Source organism: Kocuria sp. SM24M-10 (assembly GCF_001027955.1).
GTDB classification, from domain to species: domain Bacteria; phylum Actinomycetota; class Actinomycetes; order Actinomycetales; family Micrococcaceae; genus Kocuria; species Kocuria oceani.
Genome location: NZ_LDNX01000146.1, coordinates 1 through 14,342 on the forward strand (window position 1 = coordinate 1; position 14,342 = coordinate 14,342).

Here is a 14,342-nt window from a genome sequence, read left to right on the forward strand (position 1 = left end):
GAACCTGGACGCGAAGCTGCGCGTGCAGACCCGCACCCAGATCGCCTCCCTCACCCGCCGCCTGGGCGTCACCACCGTCTACGTCACCCACGACCAGGTCGAGGCGATGACCATGGGCGATAGGGTCGCCGTGCTCAAGGACGGGGTGCTGATGCAGGTCGACACCCCCCGGGCCCTCTACGACCGGCCCGCCACCGAGTTCGTCGCCGGGTTCATCGGGTCCCCGGCGATGAACCTCTTCCGCTCCCCGGTCACCGACACCGGGGTGAGCCTGGGCACCCTGGCCATTCCGCTGAGCCCCGCCCAGCGGGCGGCACTGACCGGCAACCAGGTCACCGTCGGGATCCGCCCCGAGGACCTCACCCCGGCCGGCGAGGGGCAGGGGCTGCCGATCGTGGCCGATGTGGTCGAAGAACTCGGCGCCGACGCCTTCGTCTACGGCCACCTCGCCCCGGTCACCGCCGCGAACACCATCGTGCAGATCGACCCCACCGCCGAGACCGACGGAACCGGCGAGGACGCCCCCGCCGCCCACGAGATCGTCGTGCGCGTGGAGGGCCGCACCCCACCCAAGGCCGGATCCACCATCTGGGTCACCCCCACCCTGGACCACCTCCACCTCTTCGACACCACCACCGGCACCCGCCTGCCCGACTGACCACCCCCGGCACCACACGCAGCGGCGCCCTTCCCCGACGGGGAAGGGCGCCGCTGCGTGTGCGGGTCAGTCGGCCGGGTGCCGGGCGAGGATCTCCTCCACGACCCCGGGCTCGGCCTCGCGCAGGTCCCAGCTGCCCGTGCGCTCGTGGTACTCCTGTGCCGCGGCCGTGACGTTGAACCGGCTGGCGTCGCGGGGCGGGTCCGAGTGCTCGAGCACGTGGATGAGGTGCGTCTCCGCCTGGGCGAGAGCCTGAGGGTCGTGCATGGCGTGTTCCTTTCGGTATGGGCCGGGACGCCGTGCGCGCCCGGCCCAGAATTGACAGCCGACTGATGAATTCTAACCGAACGGGCGCCCGGACGCACAGGGACGAGCCCCGCGGAAGCGGAAAGGAGGACGGACCGGACCCACGGGAGACGCACGGGCGGAACGTTTACAGATGCGTAACTCCGACGCACCTCGATGCAACACATGTTGCATAGCCTCGGTCGCACGATCACCGGATTCCACACCGGGCGGCTCTCCTCCGCCGCGCCGTGGAACCGTGCTCCGCCCGTTCCGCGACGCGCACGTGCTCGCGCGTCCCACAGGAAGAAGGTCTGCCGTGCACCCTGACCCGGTCACCACCCCACGCTCCCGCCGTCTGCCGGCCACGGCCGTGGCTCTCGCGAGCGCCCTCGCGCTCACCGCGTGCGGCGCCGCGGCAGAGCCCCCGGCCGAGACCGGCGCGGGCGAGTTCGGCACCCTGGACGTGAACCTGTCCTGGATCAAGAACGCCGAGTTCGCCGGTGAGTACTTCGCGGACGCGGAGGGGTACTACACCGAGGCGGGCTTCGACTCCGTCAACCTGATCTCCGGCGGTCCCTCCGGAGCGTCGACCGAGAGCATGGTGCTCGCGGGCAGCGCCCTCGTGGGCACGTCCTCGCCGCTGGGGGTGGCCCCGCCCATCGCGGAGGAGGACGCCCCCCTCAAGATCATCGGCACCACCTACCAGAAGAACCCGTTCACGATCATCTCCCTGGGCGACGACCCGATCGAGACGCCCGAGGACCTGGTGGGCAAGAGCATCGGCGTGCAGTCCGGCGTGAACGAGACTCTCTTCGACGCCCTCTTGGAGGTCAACGGCATCGATCCCGGGGACGTCGAGAAGGTTCCCGTGCAGTACGACCCGCAGCCCCTCGTCAACGGCGAGGTGGACGGGTTCTTCGGGTACTCGACCAACGAGGCGATCACCCTGGAGCTCGCGGGCGAGGACGTCGTCGGACTGCCCTTCGCGGACCACGGGCTGCCGTTCGTCGCGGAGTCGTTCGTGACCACCCAGGACGCCATCGACAACGACCGCGAGGCGCTCAAGGCGTTCCTGGAGGCCACCGTTCGCGGCTGGAAGGACGCCGTGGCCGCCCCGGAGGAGTCCGCCCGCCTCGCCGTGGAGGAGTACGGCGCGGACCTGGGCCTGGACATGGCCAAGGAGACGCGCCAGGCGGAGATCCAGAACGAGGAGCTGGTGGTCTCCGCGGACACCGAGGCGAACGGCCTGTTCACCATCTCCGACGAGCTCGTCGCCCAGAACGTCGAGGTCCTCGGCGTGGCCGGCTACCCCGGGCTCACGGCCGAGGACGTCTTCGACCTCTCGCTGCTCGACGAGGTGTACGAGGAGAACCCGGAGCTGCTCGAATGAGCAGCACGGCGCCCGTCCGCGGCCCCGGTCCGCACACCGCCACGGCAAGCGGCATCGACCTCAACGGCCTCACCAAGGTCTTCCGGTCTGGCCGGAGCACCGTCACGGCGCTCGACGACACCCGTCTGCGGACCGAGCAGGGCTCGTTCCTGTCCCTGCTGGGCCCCTCGGGGTGCGGGAAGTCCACGATCCTGCGCATCCTCGCCGGCCTCGAGGAGCCCAGCGCAGGAGAGGTGCTCGTCGACGGGCAGAGCCCGGCCGAGCTTCGCCGCTCGCACCGGCTGGGCATCGCCTTCCAGGACGCCGCCCTGCTGCCGTGGCGATCGGTCGAGGCCAACATCCGCCTGCCGCTGGAGGTCTCCGGTCAGCCGGTGCGCGAGGAGTACATCCAGGAGCTCGTCGACCTGGTCGGGCTGACGGGCTTCGAGAGGTCCAAGCCCGCCCAGCTCTCGGGCGGGATGCGGCAGCGGGTCTCGATCGCCCGTGCCCTGGTCGTCCAGCCCTCCGTGCTGCTGCTCGACGAACCGTTCGGCGCCCTCGACGACATGACCCGGCAGCGGCTCAACCTCGAGCTGCTGCGGATCTGGACGGAGAAGCCCGCCACGACGCTCATGGTCACCCACGGGATCTCCGAGGCGATCTTCCTCTCGGACGTCGTCGCCGTCATGTCTCCCCGGCCGGGTCGGATCAAGGAGGTCATCGACGTCGACCTGCCCCGCCCCCGCACCCCGGCCATGATGCGCACCCCGGAGTTCCACGCCCTGCACGACCGCGCGTCCGAGCTGCTCTTCGGCGCGCCCGGCGACGAGGAGTGAGATGACCACGCACGTGCCGGCGCCCGCCTCCCCGGGCGCCCCCGAACCGCCCCCGACCACGGCCGTGCGCCCTGCCGGCCGCCGGGGCGCCGGGACCGCCGGGCGGCAGAAGCTCCCGCCGTGGATCGTCGCCGCCCTCGGCGTGGTCTCGACCGTCGCGGTGTGGTGGCTCGGCGCGGCCACCGTCCTGGGGGGCGTGGGGGCGGGGGACGGCACCGGCGGCGGCGCCGTCCCGACGCCCCCGGCGATCGTGCGGCAGATCGCCTCCGACGGCGCCGGCTTCTACTGGGCCAACGCCTCGGTGACGATCGTGGAGGCCGCCCAGGGGTACCTGGGCGGCAACGCGGCCGCGGTGCTGCTGGCCGCGGCGGCGCTGCTGCTGCCGTTCACGGAGCGCCTGGCCACGCAGATCGCCGTGGTGAGCTACTGCCTGCCGATCGTGGCGGTCGGACCGATCATCTTCGTCGTCGTGGGGCCGCCGCGCTCGGGCGAGCCCTCGGGCACCGCCGTGACCCTGGCCGCGATCTCGGTGTTCTTCACCACCTATGTCAGCGTGCTCGCCGGCTTCCGCACCGCCGAGCGCTCCACGCTCGACGTCGTCACCGTGGCGGGGGGCTCGCGCTGGGACCAGCTGGTCAAGGTCCGGCTGGTGTCGGCCCTGCCCGGTGTGTTCTCCGCCCTGAAGATCGCCGCGCCCGCGGCTCTGCTCGGCGCGATCCTCGGTGAGTACGTGGGAGGCGTGGACCGGGGCATGGGCCCGGCCATGGTCAACGCCCAGCAATCCCTGGAGGTCGCCCGGGTCTGGGCCGTGGCCCTCGTCTCCGGCGGCCTGGCCTTCCTGGCGTACGCGCTGGTGGGCACCGTCGCACGCTTCGTGACACCGTGGTCCTCCGGGGGCCGGGAAGTGGGGCGCTGACATGTCCGTGACCATGACGGCGGTCCGCGCCGGCAAGGACCTGGGCCGCGGGCTGGTGAACCTCGTCGTCTCGATGCTCGCCGTCGCCGCGGTCTGGCTCCTGCTCCTGCGGGTCTTCGGCGTGACGTCCTTCATCGGCAAGACGCCGCTGGACGTGTGGTCGTTCCTCGTGAGCGAGCCCGAGGCCGCGGCGAACCGGGAGCTGGTCCTCGGCCAGCTCGCGACCACCCTGGCGGACGCCGCGGTCGGCTTCGTCACCGGCCTCGTGGCGGCGCTCGTCGTCGCCACCGTCTTCGCCCTCTTCCGCGGGGTCGAGCAGGCCATGATGCCGATGGCCATGCTCCTGCGCTCGGTCCCGCTGGTGGCGATGGCCCCGATCATCATCCTCGTCTTCGGCCGCGGGGAAGCGACCGTGGCCGCGATGGGCGCCGTCGTGGTGCTGTTCCCGGCGCTGGTGACCATCGTCCAGGGCCTGCGCTCGGCGAACCCGGTGATCGTCGAGGTCGTGAAGGTCTACGGCGGCTCGTCGTCCGACGTGCTCCGCATCGTGGCGCTCCCCTCGGCGCTGCCCAGCCTGTTCACCGCGCTGCGGGTCTCCGTTCCCGGGGCGCTGACAGGCGCCCTGCTGGCGGAGTGGCTGGCCACTGGCGACGGGATCGGGTACGCCATCGTGTCGAACGTGGCCAGGGCGAAGTACGACGAGGTGTGGGCCGCCGTGGTGGTCGTGACCGTGGCGTCCATCCTGCTCTACTCGCTCGTCTCGCTGCTCGAGACCGCCGTGAACGCCCGGCGGGAAGGAGCTCGGTGACGCCCTGGCGGCCCCGGGCCATCCGCTGCACGGCCCGGGGCCGGCAGCACCCCGCAGCACCGCCCGCGGGTCAGCGCAGGTCGAGCTCGTCGAGCTCCGCGTAGAGCTCGGCCGCGCGGCCGACCCGCTCCCGGCCCGCCGCCCCGGTGGCCGCCAGCACCCCGTCGGCCAGCACGGCGACCAGGCTCATGGCGGCCGCGTAGGAGTCGAAGGGCCCCACGCTGTCGAGGGGGCACTCGACCCACAGGTCCACCGCCGCCGCGTGCCGCCGCGCCGTGCCGTCCGCGACGAGGACCGTCCGCGCCCCGGTCGCTGCGCACACCGCCACGAGCCGCTCGAAGCCTCGGGGCCGGCGCCGGAAGCCCAGCAGCACGACCACGTCGTCCTGGCCGAGTCCCACGAGCTCCTCCCCGAGGGTCTGGCCGGGCAGCGGCGCGAGCCGGACGTCGTCGCGCGCCTGCTGCAGCTGCTGCTTGAGGTGCAGGGCGACCGGATAGCTGTTGCGCATGCCGATCACCAGCACCCGCCGCGCCCCGGCGAGCGCGTGCACGGCCCGGGCGGTGCGGTCCTCCCCTGCCGGGTCCAGCGCCTTGCGCAGGTTGCGCAGCTCCTGGTCGAGGTGCTGGCCGAGCTCAGGGTCGCCGTCGGGGCCCAGGGGAACGCCCTGCTGGCGCAGCGTGCGGGCCGTCTCCCGCAGCTCCGTGAAGGACTCGAAGCCGAGGTGCCGGTACAGCCGGGACAGGGTGGCGCGGGAGACCCCGCTCATCTGCGCCAGCTCCGCCGAGCTGTACAGCGCGAGGTCGTCGAGGTGGTCCAGGATCAGGTCGGCGGCCCGCCGCTCCTGGGGCGAGAGCCCGGCGTAGTGCGCGTGGATGCGCTGTTCGATCGACACGTCTCCCACCCTAGCGACCCGGGGCGGGCGGCCGGAGGCACCCGTCCTCCCGCCCGGCGGCCGGGCACCGGTTGCTAGCATTGCCCCCTATGAAGGGTCCTCTCAGCACACCCGTCCCTCCGGCGCCGCAGGACGAGCACGGGCCCGCCGGGGGAGGCGGCCGGGTCTCCATCCAGACGGCCTTCCTCGACCCCGTGCTGCTGGAGCTGCCCTGGCACCTGCCCCTGGAGCAGTGGCCGGACGACGTGCTGGTGGCCTTCCCCCGCGGCCTCTCCCGGCACGTGGTGCGCTTCGCCCGGGCCGGCGAGAAGGTCGTGGCGATCAAGGAGACCGTGCCGCACTACGCCCGGCACGAGTACGCCACGCTGCGCCGGCTCCAGCGCATGGGCGCCCCGTCGGTGGTGCCCGACTCCGTGGTCACCGACCGGTACACCCCCGAGGGCGAGGCGCTGCCGGCCGCTCTCGTCACCGACCACCTGAGCTTCTCCCTGCCCTACCGCGCGATCTTCTCGGCGGGGCCGAGCGCGCAGACGGTGATCCTGCTCGTCGACGCGCTCGCCTCGCTGATCGTGCAGATGCACCTGTCCGGGTTCTACTGGGGCGACGTCTCGCTGTCGAACACCCTGTTCCGCCGGGACGCCGGGGCCTTCGCCGCCTATCTCGTGGACGCGGAGACCGGCGAGATCCACCCGGCGCTGAGCCGGGGGCAGCGCGAGTACGACATCGAGCTGGCCCGCACCAACGTGGCCGGGGAGATCATGGACCTGCTCGCCGGGGCGGCCGAGGAGGGCCACGAGCTCGAGGACCCCATCGACCCCTTCGAGGTCTCCGACCGGCTCGTGGCCAGCTACACCTCCCTGTGGAGCGAGCTGATGGACGAGGAGTCCTTCAGCATGGACGAGCGCTGGCGCGTGGTCGAGCGGGTGCGCCGGCTCAACGAGCTGGGCTTCGACGTCGAGGAGGCCTCCATGGACACCGTCGACGGGCGGATCCGGCTGCGCCCCCAGGTCGTGGAGCCGGGCCACCACACCCGGCGCCTGCAGCGGCTCACCGGGCTGCGGACGCACGAGAACCAGGCGCGGCGGCTGCTGACGGACATCGACCAGCTCGGCCAGACCCTCTACCCGGGCCTGCCCGACGACCTCGTGGCGCAGCTGTGGATGCGGGAGGTCTTCTCCCCCATCATGGAGGCGGTCACCCCGCCGATGCGGCGCAAGCTCGAGCCGGCGGAGATCGTGCACGAGGTCCTGGAGCACCGCTGGTTCATGTCCGAGCGCGCCGGCAAGGACGTGCCGACCCTCGCGGCCGTCGAGGACTACGTGGCTTCGCAGCTGGCCCAGCGCCCGGACGAGCGCGAGATCTTCTGAGCGCGGCGGCCCGGCACGGTCACGGGCGGTGCGCTTCCAGGACCCCCGTCAGGGTGCGGTGCACCCGCTGGGGCCAGTCCTCCCCCAGGCTGCCGTAGCGGGCCACGTGGGAGTAGGCGGAGCCGAGCACGAAGTCCAGGACGACGTCGACGTCCAGCTCGGGGCTGAGCCGTCCCGCGGCGGTCTCGGCGGCGAAGAGCTCCTTGAGCCGCTCCACGCGCGGGCGGACCAGGTGCGTGCGCAGCACCCGGGAGGTCTCCGAGTCCGGCTCGCTCAGGAGCGAGACGGCCACGCCGATGCCCATGTCGTGCAGCAGGAAGTGCAGCGCCTCGGCCAGGCCCTCGTCCCAGCTCGCGGGCGCGCTCGGCCCCTGCGGGGAGTAGGTGGACACGGCGACCTCGAGGGCGCCCTCGAGCATCTCGAGGCTGTTGGCGTAGCGGCGGTAGATCGAGGTCTTGGCCACGCCCGAGGCGGCCGAGACCGCCTCGATGCTCACCCGCTGCGGCCCGCCCTCCCGCAGGAGGGCGAGCGCCGCGGCGGTGATCTTCTTGTCCGTGCTGACGGTGCGCGGATCGGCCCGGTCGTCGTCGGCCATCGTCGCCCCTCCTGCCCGCCGCCCCTCGCCGGAGCGGTCAGACGGTCTTCCAGTCCTCGATGGGCCAGTGGTTCTTCTTCGCCAGCCGGTAGAGGGGCAGGTCGGGGTTGACGGTGTAGGGGTGGCCCATCAGCACCAGCCAGCTGGCGTCGGCGTGGGAGTCCCCGTAGCCGTAGGACCGGGTGAGGTCGTACCCGCCCCGCTCGGCGTACTTCTTCAGCCACTGGGCCCTGGCCTCGTCGACCAGGGGCGGGGTGGCCAGGTAGCCGGTCATCACGCCGTCGCGCTCGTCCATCCGCCCGGCCACGACCTCGTCGAACAGGTGGGCGAGGGGCTCCACGAGCAGGTCGATGGAGCCCGTGACCAGGACCGTGCGGTGCCCCGCGGCGCGGTGCTCCTCGATCCGGGCCAGCGCCCCCGGGCGCAGCAGGCGCCGCATGTCCCGGCCCAGCGGCCCGGCCACCTGATCGCGCACGGTCCGGGCAGGGACCCCCTCGTAGCGGCGCATGAAGGCGCGGATGAACTCGCCGCGGTCGCGCTTCTCGGCCTTCAGGTAGGTCGGGGCGCTCGAGACGAGGTCGACCGCCTCCGCCGGCCACTTCGCGAGGCCCAGGGTGCGGCGGCGCAGCTGCAGGTACTGGTGGATGACCGTGGAGTTGAGCACGGTGCCCTCGAGGTCGAAGACGGCGAGCACGTCGGTGCCCTCGCGCAGCGTCCGCCGGGGTGCGTTGCGCCGCCGGGACGCGGCCCGGAGCCGGCCGTAGGCCTTGGTCATCTCGGTCAACGCGGGCAGGTGCACGTTCTGCCAGTAGTCGGTCCAGTCGATCGACCGGACGTCGAAGGTGCGGTCCTCCGGCGTGCCGGCCGGCAGGGAGTCGTTGAGCTGGCGGGTGCGGGCGTCGTCGAAGATCATCTCGGTGCGCGTGTAGGACTGGTAGAGGTCCACGTAGGTGCGCAGGGAGCCGAGCCCGGACTGCATCTTGTGCATGGAGTTCGCCCACTCCCGGGTGCGGGAGGTCGCCGGCAGGGCCGCGGTCAGCTTCCCGCCCACCGCCGAGAGCTTCTCCTTGACCGCCAGGGAGCGCTCCACCGCGTTGTTCGCGGGGAACTTCCACTCGGGAACCCGGATCGGGTTGCCCTCGTCGTCCTGGATCGGGTGCGCGGTGAAGAACGCCAGCACGTTCTCGTACATCTGGTGGAACGGCAGCGGGTTCGAGGCGCCCGAGCACACCTGGTAGAAGCCCGGCGCGGGGGCCTCGGCCCCCGCGGGGGTGGGCGTGCCGGACGCGTCCCGGTGCCCGCCCACGGCCAGCGCCACGATCGCGTTGACCACGAAGTCGACGGGGATGACGTCCAGCACCGAGTCCGGCAGGCCGGGGAACTCCGGCAGCGCGCCCTTGGCGTAGGCCATGATCAGCGGGTCGGCGACCTTGTAGCCGTCGATCCAGCCCGGGTACGGGTGGCGCAGGGCCGACTCGATGATCGAGGGCCGCACCACGGACAGCCGGTGCCCGGCGCCGGCCCACTTCTGCTCGGCGACGCGCTCCCCCAGGGCCTTGGTGAAGGTGTAGATGTCGGTCCACCCCAGCGACTGGGCCCGGGTGCGCCCGTACTCGACGAGGCGGGTGCGCACCCACTCCTCCCGGGCCGCCTCCGCGGCGCGGGCCACGGACTTGGGGCCCTCCTTGCCGTGACCGGCGGTGGCGTCGTCGATGAGGGCCTGGAGCCGCTCCGGCGTGCGCGAGGCCATGTCGGCCTCCGCGCGGGCCCGCAGGGCGGCGTCGAACTCGGCCGCCCAGTCCACGTCGTGGTCCACGGGGGCCTCGGGGCGCAGCCCCTTCGCGATCCCGCCCACGTAGCAGGTGGAGACGTGGATGACGTGGGGGTCCTGCCCGGAGCTCAGCAGGGCGTCGTAGAGCCCGATGGCGCCGCCGACGTTCGTGCTGAACGCCTCGTGGATCGGCGGGTCGAAGGACACGGTGGACGCCGAGTGGATCACCACGTCGAACGGCTCGGTGATCCCCGCGAGCGCGGACAGGTCCCCCTCGAGCACCGCGGTGCGCTCCGCGAAGACCTGCTCGGCCCGCTCCCCCATCGTCTCCCGCCAGGTGCGGAAGGCCGGCTTGCGCAGCAGCTGCCGCAGACGCTGCGCACCGCTGGTGCTGCCCTTGGGCCGCACGACGGCGGTGACGTGCACGCCGTCGTGGGCGGAGAGCAGCCGTTCGAGCACGGCCTGCCCCAGGAAGCCGGTGGCTCCCGTCAGCAGAACGCGCGTGGTGGGGGTCTCGGTCAACGGGGGTTCCTCCGGATGATGTGCTGGTCCGCCGAACGGTGCGGTGCCGGCGGGGGCCGGGGCGGACCGGTACGACGGGCGACGACGGCGACCCGCGCGGACCGCTCCCGGTTACGCTACGGCTACCGTAGTGTAGCCTAGATCTCATGCTTACCGCTCTCGTGACGGGGGGGACGTCCGGCATCGGCGCCGCGTTCGCCGATGCCCTGGCCCGCCGTGGAAATGCCCTGGTCCTGGTCGCCCGCGACGCGGACCGCCTGGACCGGACGGCGGCCCGTCTGCGCGCGGAGCACGGCGTGCCCGTCGAGGTGCTGACCGCGGACCTCGCGGACCGCGCCGACGTCGACCGGGTGGCCGCCCGCATCGAGGACCCGCTGCGCCCGGTGGACGTGCTGGTGAACAACGCCGGCTTCTCCGTGAAGACCCCCTTCACCACCCCGGACACCGGTGCCCACGACCGCGCGTTCGAGGTCATGTGCCGCGCCGTGCTGGTCCTGTCCTCCGCCGCGGCCCGTGCCATGACGGCGCGCGGATCCGGCTGGATCATCAACGTGTCCTCCATCGCGGGCCTGATCACGATGGGCTCGTACTCGGCGATCAAGACCTACACCACCGCATTCACCGAGGCGCTGGCCGTGGAGCTCCACGGCACGGGCGTGCACGTCACCGCGTTGCTGCCCGGCTGGGTGCGCACGGAGTTCCACGAGCGCGCGGGCATCACCGGCTCCTCGATCCCCTCCTTCATGTGGCTCACCCCCGAGCGCGTGGTCGAGGAGGCCCTCGACGACGTCGCCCGCGGCAAGGTGCTCTCGATGCCGACCAAGCGCTACCGGACCCTCGGGTTCGTCCTGCGGCACCTGCCGCGGTCCGCGGTCCGCCGGCTCTCCGGAATGGTCGCCTCCGCCCGCCAGAAGGAACGGACGGCAGGATCGTGAAGCACCGCAAGCACCACGACCCGGCCCCGGTCCGGCGCTCCATCGACGGCGGGGGCGAGACCTCCGCCTCCTCGGAGCCGGCCCCGCCCGCCCCGCCCGCGTCCTCCGCGCAGCTGCAACCCGCACGGTTCCGCAATCCCCGGCGCAGGCTGGCCCGGCGGATCGCCCAGCGGATCTTCCTGCACGGGCTCGCCTACCGCACGATCCGGCGCACGGTGGTGACCCACCCGGCCGCCGAGGCCCTCGACGGCCCCTGCGTCGTGGTGGCCAACCACTCCAGCCACCTCGACGCTCCCCTGGTGCTCGGCTCCGTGCCCCCGCGCATCCGCCGGAACCTGGCGACCGGGGTGGCCGCGGACTACTTCTTCACGGCCCCGCACAAGCGGATGTTCACCGAGCTGGTCTTCAACGCGTTCCCGGTGGACCGCACCGGCACGGGGGCGAACCGCGGGCTGTCCAAGCAGCTGCTGAAGGCGGACGTCCCGCTGCTCGTCTTCCCCGAGGGGACCCGCTCCCGCACGGGCCGGATGGCGCCCTTCAAGATCGGCGCCGCGGGCCTGGCCAAGGCCGTGGGCGTGCCGGTGCTCCCGGTCGCCCTGATCGGCGCGCACGAGGCCATGCCGCACGGCAGCAAGTGGCCGCGCCCCGGCCGGCCCCGCGTGGTGGTGGCCGTCGGCGAACCCCTCGTCGCCCAGGACAAGGAGCCCACCGCGGCCTTCAACGAGCGCATCGAGTCGTCGGTGCGCGCGCTCTACGCCGAGCACCGTCCGCGCATCGACGACTGAGCACCCCCCACCCGAGAACCAGGAGAGTACTGCGCAGATGGCACACGTGAAGCACATGAAGTGGTGGGGCTGGGGCGAGGAGGGCGTGCACTTCGAGTACGCCAACAAGCCGGCCTTCGCCCCCTTCGTGAAGAAGGCCCTGGACGTCGATCTGCGCCCGCGCCAGCGGGACACCATCGACTTCTCGACGGTGAGCGTCCCGGCCTCCCGCGCGGACGACGACGTCCTGGACGCCCTGCGGTCGGTCACCGGCGCCGAGCACGTGAGCCTCGACGACGAGCTGCGCATCGTGCACTGGGCCGGCAAGTCCGTGACCGAGCTCCTGCTCACCCGGGCCGGCGACTTCGCCCGGGTGCCCGACGTCGTCGTCTACCCCGGCACCGAGGAGGAGGTCGCCGCGGTGCTGCGGCTGGCCGTCGAGCGGGACCTGGTGGTCATCCCCTTCGGCGGCGGCACGAGCATCTCGCGCAGCCTGCAGCCGGACCCCACCGAAGAACGAACGATCGTTTCCCTGGATCTGGGGCGGCTCAACCGGGTCCTCTCCATCGACGAGACCTCGGGCCTGGCCACCATCGAGGCCGGCGTCCTGGGCCCGGACATGGAGGACCAGCTCAACGCCCGCGGCTGGACGCTGGGCCACTTCCCCGACTCCTTCACGCACTCCACCCTCGGCGGCTGGGCCGCCACCCGGTCCTCCGGGATGCAGTCGGACAAGTACGGGGACATCGCCGACATCGTGCGCGGGCTGCGCGTGGTCCGGCCCGGCGGCACCGTGGTGCTGCGCCCGCTGCCGTCCACCTCCACGGGTCCGAGCCTTCGGGAGATGATCATCGGCTCCGAGGGCCGGCTCGGCGTGATCACCCGGTTGGACGTGCACGTCCACCGCCTCGCGGAGCACCGCGAGGTCATCGCGTACATGTTCCCCACGTGGCAGCAGGCGCTCACCGCGATGCACCACATCGCGCGGTCCGACGTCCGGACCACCTTCGCCCGCGTCTCCGACGCGCACGAGACCGCGTTCTCCCTGTCCACCCAGAAGGCACCCACCACGCTCAAGAAGAAGGTCACGGCCAAGGGACAGGACCTGTTGTGGGAGGTCATGCGCCGCCGCGGCTGGGACACCGACGCCATGTGCATCGGCTACGTGTGCTTCGAGGGCGAGAAGGCCGAGGTCGAGCGCCGGAAGAAGGCCGTGGCCGGCCTGGTGAAGAAGCAGGGCGCGCTGGTCCTGGGCTCGGGCCCGGGCGCCCTCTACGACCAGAAGAAGTTCGACACCCCCTACCTGCGGGACTTCCTCCTCGAGCAGAACACCATCGGCGACGTCTCCGAGACGGCCGCGCCGTGGTCCAAGCTCACCACCGTGCACAAGGCGGCCTACGACGCCGCCCACCGGGCCTTCGCCGCACAGGGCAAGACCGGGTGGATCATGTCCCACATGTCGCACTCCTACCACGCCGGGGCCTGCCTCTACTTCACGTTCGGCTACGAGATCGGTGCGGATCCGCACGGCGAGTACGCCGCGATCAAGCGCGCCGTCCAGCAGGCCTTCATCGACGCCGGTGGGACGCTGTCCCACCATCACGGCGTGGGACTGGAGCACAGCCCCTGGATGGAGCAGGACGTCTCCCCCGAGGGCGTCGACCTCATGCGCCGCCTCTTCAGCGCCACCGATCCGGGCGGCAACCTCAACCCGGGCAAGATCGTCAGCTGATCCCCGGACCCGTCCGCGCCGCAGGCCCCCCACCCGCACGGGCGGGGGGCCTGCCGCACGAGCGGGACGCGCGGCGCCCCGCAGTCCTGACGGGATCCGGCGTCGCCCGTGCTCGGCGTGGTCCCGTCGGATCCCTCGGGCGTGCGGCGCTCCAGCGGGTCACGACCCCCGCGCCGGCGGGTAGTGTCGGGGCCCTCGAGGTCTTCCCGTGACAGGACGCCTGAGAGCTCCCGTCCGCGAGAGAGCGACCGGAGCGGTGAGAGGAGATGGTGTGCCGTGCCGTCATGGTGGAGTGCGGCCTGGCCCGTGCTGGTGGGGGTCCTCGGGGCGCTGCTGCTCGTGTGGCTGGTGGTGCTCGTCGTCCTGTGGCGCGCCGCACCGGACCGCACCGGCCTCCGCGACGCGCTGCGGCTGCTGCCGGATGTCCTCCGGCTCGTCGAGCGCCTGGCCGGTGACCCCGCGCTCCCCCGCGGAGTGCGCGTGCGGCTGCTCCTCCTGCTGACCTACCTGACCCTGCCGATCGATCTGGTCCCCGACTTCATCCCTGTGCTGGGCTACGCCGACGACGCAGTGGTAGTCCTCCTCGTGCTGCGGTCGGTGGTGCGCTCCGCCGGCCCGCAGGCCGTGGAGCGACACTGGCCGGGCACCCCGGACGGTCTGGCCGCAGTGCGCCGTCTCCTGGGTAACCGCGAGAAGGGAAAAGCGGAATGAGCAGAACGTGCACCAGTATTGGCGGGGACCCAGTGCCGGGTGCGGGTCGGTAGGGACATAGGGAAGGCCCCGCAGGAGCTCCTGGGGCCCGCCCCATCGCGGTGAGCCGGTGTTCGGGCACGGGGAAAGGCCCCGTACCGGTGCTGGTGGGGGCCTGGGGGGTGTCGGTGGCGCGGGG

General features: G+C 72.5%; 14 protein-coding genes. 10 read left to right on the forward strand and 4 right to left on the reverse strand.

Annotated elements, in window-relative coordinates:
* Window positions 1–658 (forward strand): ABC transporter ATP-binding protein (locus tag ABL57_RS17420; protein ID WP_047804749.1); only part of this gene is annotated, 658 nt, incomplete at its 5' end.
* A gap of 66 nt (window positions 659–724) precedes the next feature.
* On the opposite strand, the gene ABL57_RS17425 is transcribed toward ABL57_RS17420, so the two are convergent.
* Window positions 725–925 carry a hypothetical protein gene (locus tag ABL57_RS17425; protein WP_047804750.1) on the reverse strand — a complete coding sequence of 67 codons (201 nt, stop codon included), beginning with the start codon at window positions 923–925 and terminating at the stop codon, window positions 725–727.
* 337 nt (window positions 926–1,262) lie between these two features.
* Between ABL57_RS17425 and ABL57_RS17430 the strand changes: the two genes are divergently transcribed.
* Genes ABL57_RS17430 through ABL57_RS17445 form a run of 4 tightly spaced genes read left to right on the forward strand, consistent with a single transcriptional unit; the run spans window position 1,263 to window position 4,875 of the window.
* Complete coding sequence (locus ABL57_RS17430; protein WP_047804751.1) at window positions 1,263–2,336, forward strand: ABC transporter substrate-binding protein; 1,074 nt, start codon at window positions 1,263–1,265, stop codon at window positions 2,334–2,336.
* Window positions 2,333–3,151, forward strand: a complete 819-nt coding sequence (locus tag ABL57_RS17435; protein ID WP_047804752.1) for an ABC transporter ATP-binding protein — start codon at window positions 2,333–2,335, stop codon at window positions 3,149–3,151. Before ABL57_RS17430 ends, ABL57_RS17435 begins: the two co-directional genes overlap by 4 nt.
* Before the next feature lies 1 nt (window position 3,152).
* Window positions 3,153–4,067: an ABC transporter permease gene (locus ABL57_RS17440; protein WP_082157534.1), complete on the forward strand. Its 915-nt coding sequence runs from the start codon at window positions 3,153–3,155 to the stop codon at window positions 4,065–4,067.
* 1 nt (window position 4,068) lies between these two features.
* Window positions 4,069–4,875 (forward strand): ABC transporter permease, encoded by an 807-nt coding sequence (locus ABL57_RS17445; protein WP_047804753.1) that lies wholly within the window; start codon window positions 4,069–4,071, stop codon window positions 4,873–4,875.
* A gap of 70 nt (window positions 4,876–4,945) precedes the next feature.
* Here the strand turns inward: ABL57_RS17445 and ABL57_RS17450 are convergent, their stop codons facing one another.
* On the reverse strand, window positions 4,946–5,767 hold the full coding sequence (locus ABL57_RS17450) for a MurR/RpiR family transcriptional regulator (protein ID WP_047804761.1): 822 nt from the start codon (window positions 5,765–5,767) through the stop codon (window positions 4,946–4,948).
* An 89-nt stretch (window positions 5,768–5,856) separates the two neighbouring features.
* On the opposite strand from ABL57_RS17450, the gene ABL57_RS17455 reads away from it, so the two are divergent.
* Window positions 5,857–7,134, forward strand: a complete 1,278-nt coding sequence (locus ABL57_RS17455; protein WP_047804754.1) for a DUF4032 domain-containing protein — start codon at window positions 5,857–5,859, stop codon at window positions 7,132–7,134.
* A 19-nt stretch (window positions 7,135–7,153) separates the two neighbouring features.
* Here ABL57_RS17455 and ABL57_RS17460 read toward each other — a convergent pair whose 3' ends face one another.
* A complete protein-coding gene (locus ABL57_RS17460) occupies window positions 7,154–7,729 on the reverse strand; it encodes a TetR/AcrR family transcriptional regulator (RefSeq protein ID WP_047804755.1) in 576 nt (191 codons plus the stop codon).
* Window positions 7,730–7,766: 37 nt separating this feature from the next.
* Window positions 7,767–10,022 carry an HAD-IB family hydrolase gene (locus ABL57_RS17465; protein ID WP_047804756.1) on the reverse strand — a complete coding sequence of 752 codons (2,256 nt, stop codon included), beginning with the start codon at window positions 10,020–10,022 and terminating at the stop codon, window positions 7,767–7,769.
* Between the two features lie 146 nt (window positions 10,023–10,168).
* On the opposite strand from ABL57_RS17465, the gene ABL57_RS17470 reads away from it, so the two are divergent.
* The 4 genes from ABL57_RS17470 to ABL57_RS17485 all read left to right on the forward strand — a co-directional run bounded on the left by ABL57_RS17470 (window position 10,169) and on the right by ABL57_RS17485 (window position 14,164).
* On the forward strand, window positions 10,169–10,957 hold the full coding sequence (locus tag ABL57_RS17470; protein WP_047804757.1) for an SDR family oxidoreductase: 789 nt from the start codon (window positions 10,169–10,171) through the stop codon (window positions 10,955–10,957).
* Window positions 10,954–11,742, forward strand: coding sequence for a 1-acyl-sn-glycerol-3-phosphate acyltransferase (locus ABL57_RS17475; RefSeq protein ID WP_053005091.1), 789 nt, complete (start codon window positions 10,954–10,956; stop codon window positions 11,740–11,742). Before ABL57_RS17470 ends, ABL57_RS17475 begins: the two co-directional genes overlap by 4 nt.
* A gap of 37 nt (window positions 11,743–11,779) precedes the next feature.
* Window positions 11,780–13,453 carry an FAD-binding oxidoreductase gene (locus ABL57_RS17480; RefSeq protein ID WP_047804758.1) on the forward strand — a complete coding sequence of 558 codons (1,674 nt, stop codon included), beginning with the start codon at window positions 11,780–11,782 and terminating at the stop codon, window positions 13,451–13,453.
* 276 nt (window positions 13,454–13,729) lie between these two features.
* Complete coding sequence (locus ABL57_RS17485; RefSeq protein ID WP_047804759.1) at window positions 13,730–14,164, forward strand: YkvA family protein; 435 nt, start codon at window positions 13,730–13,732, stop codon at window positions 14,162–14,164.
* Window positions 14,165–14,342 lie beyond the last annotated feature (178 nt).

Coding starts and splice junctions, on each gene's coding strand:
- ABL57_RS17445 (WP_047804753.1), top strand. CDS start 4,069: ATGTCCGTGACCATGACGGCGGTCCGCGCCGGCAAGGACCTGGGCCGC.
- ABL57_RS17425 (WP_047804750.1), bottom strand. CDS start 925: ATGCACGACCCTCAGGCTCTCGCCCAGGCGGAGACGCACCTCATCCAC.
- ABL57_RS17460 (WP_047804755.1), bottom strand. CDS start 7,729: ATGGCCGACGACGACCGGGCCGATCCGCGCACCGTCAGCACGGACAAG.
- ABL57_RS17435 (WP_047804752.1), top strand. CDS start 2,333: ATGAGCAGCACGGCGCCCGTCCGCGGCCCCGGTCCGCACACCGCCACG.
- ABL57_RS17440 (WP_082157534.1), top strand. CDS start 3,153: ATGACCACGCACGTGCCGGCGCCCGCCTCCCCGGGCGCCCCCGAACCG.
- ABL57_RS17480 (WP_047804758.1), top strand. CDS start 11,780: ATGGCACACGTGAAGCACATGAAGTGGTGGGGCTGGGGCGAGGAGGGC.
- ABL57_RS17455 (WP_047804754.1), top strand. CDS start 5,857: ATGAAGGGTCCTCTCAGCACACCCGTCCCTCCGGCGCCGCAGGACGAG.
- ABL57_RS17470 (WP_047804757.1), top strand. CDS start 10,169: ATGCTTACCGCTCTCGTGACGGGGGGGACGTCCGGCATCGGCGCCGCG.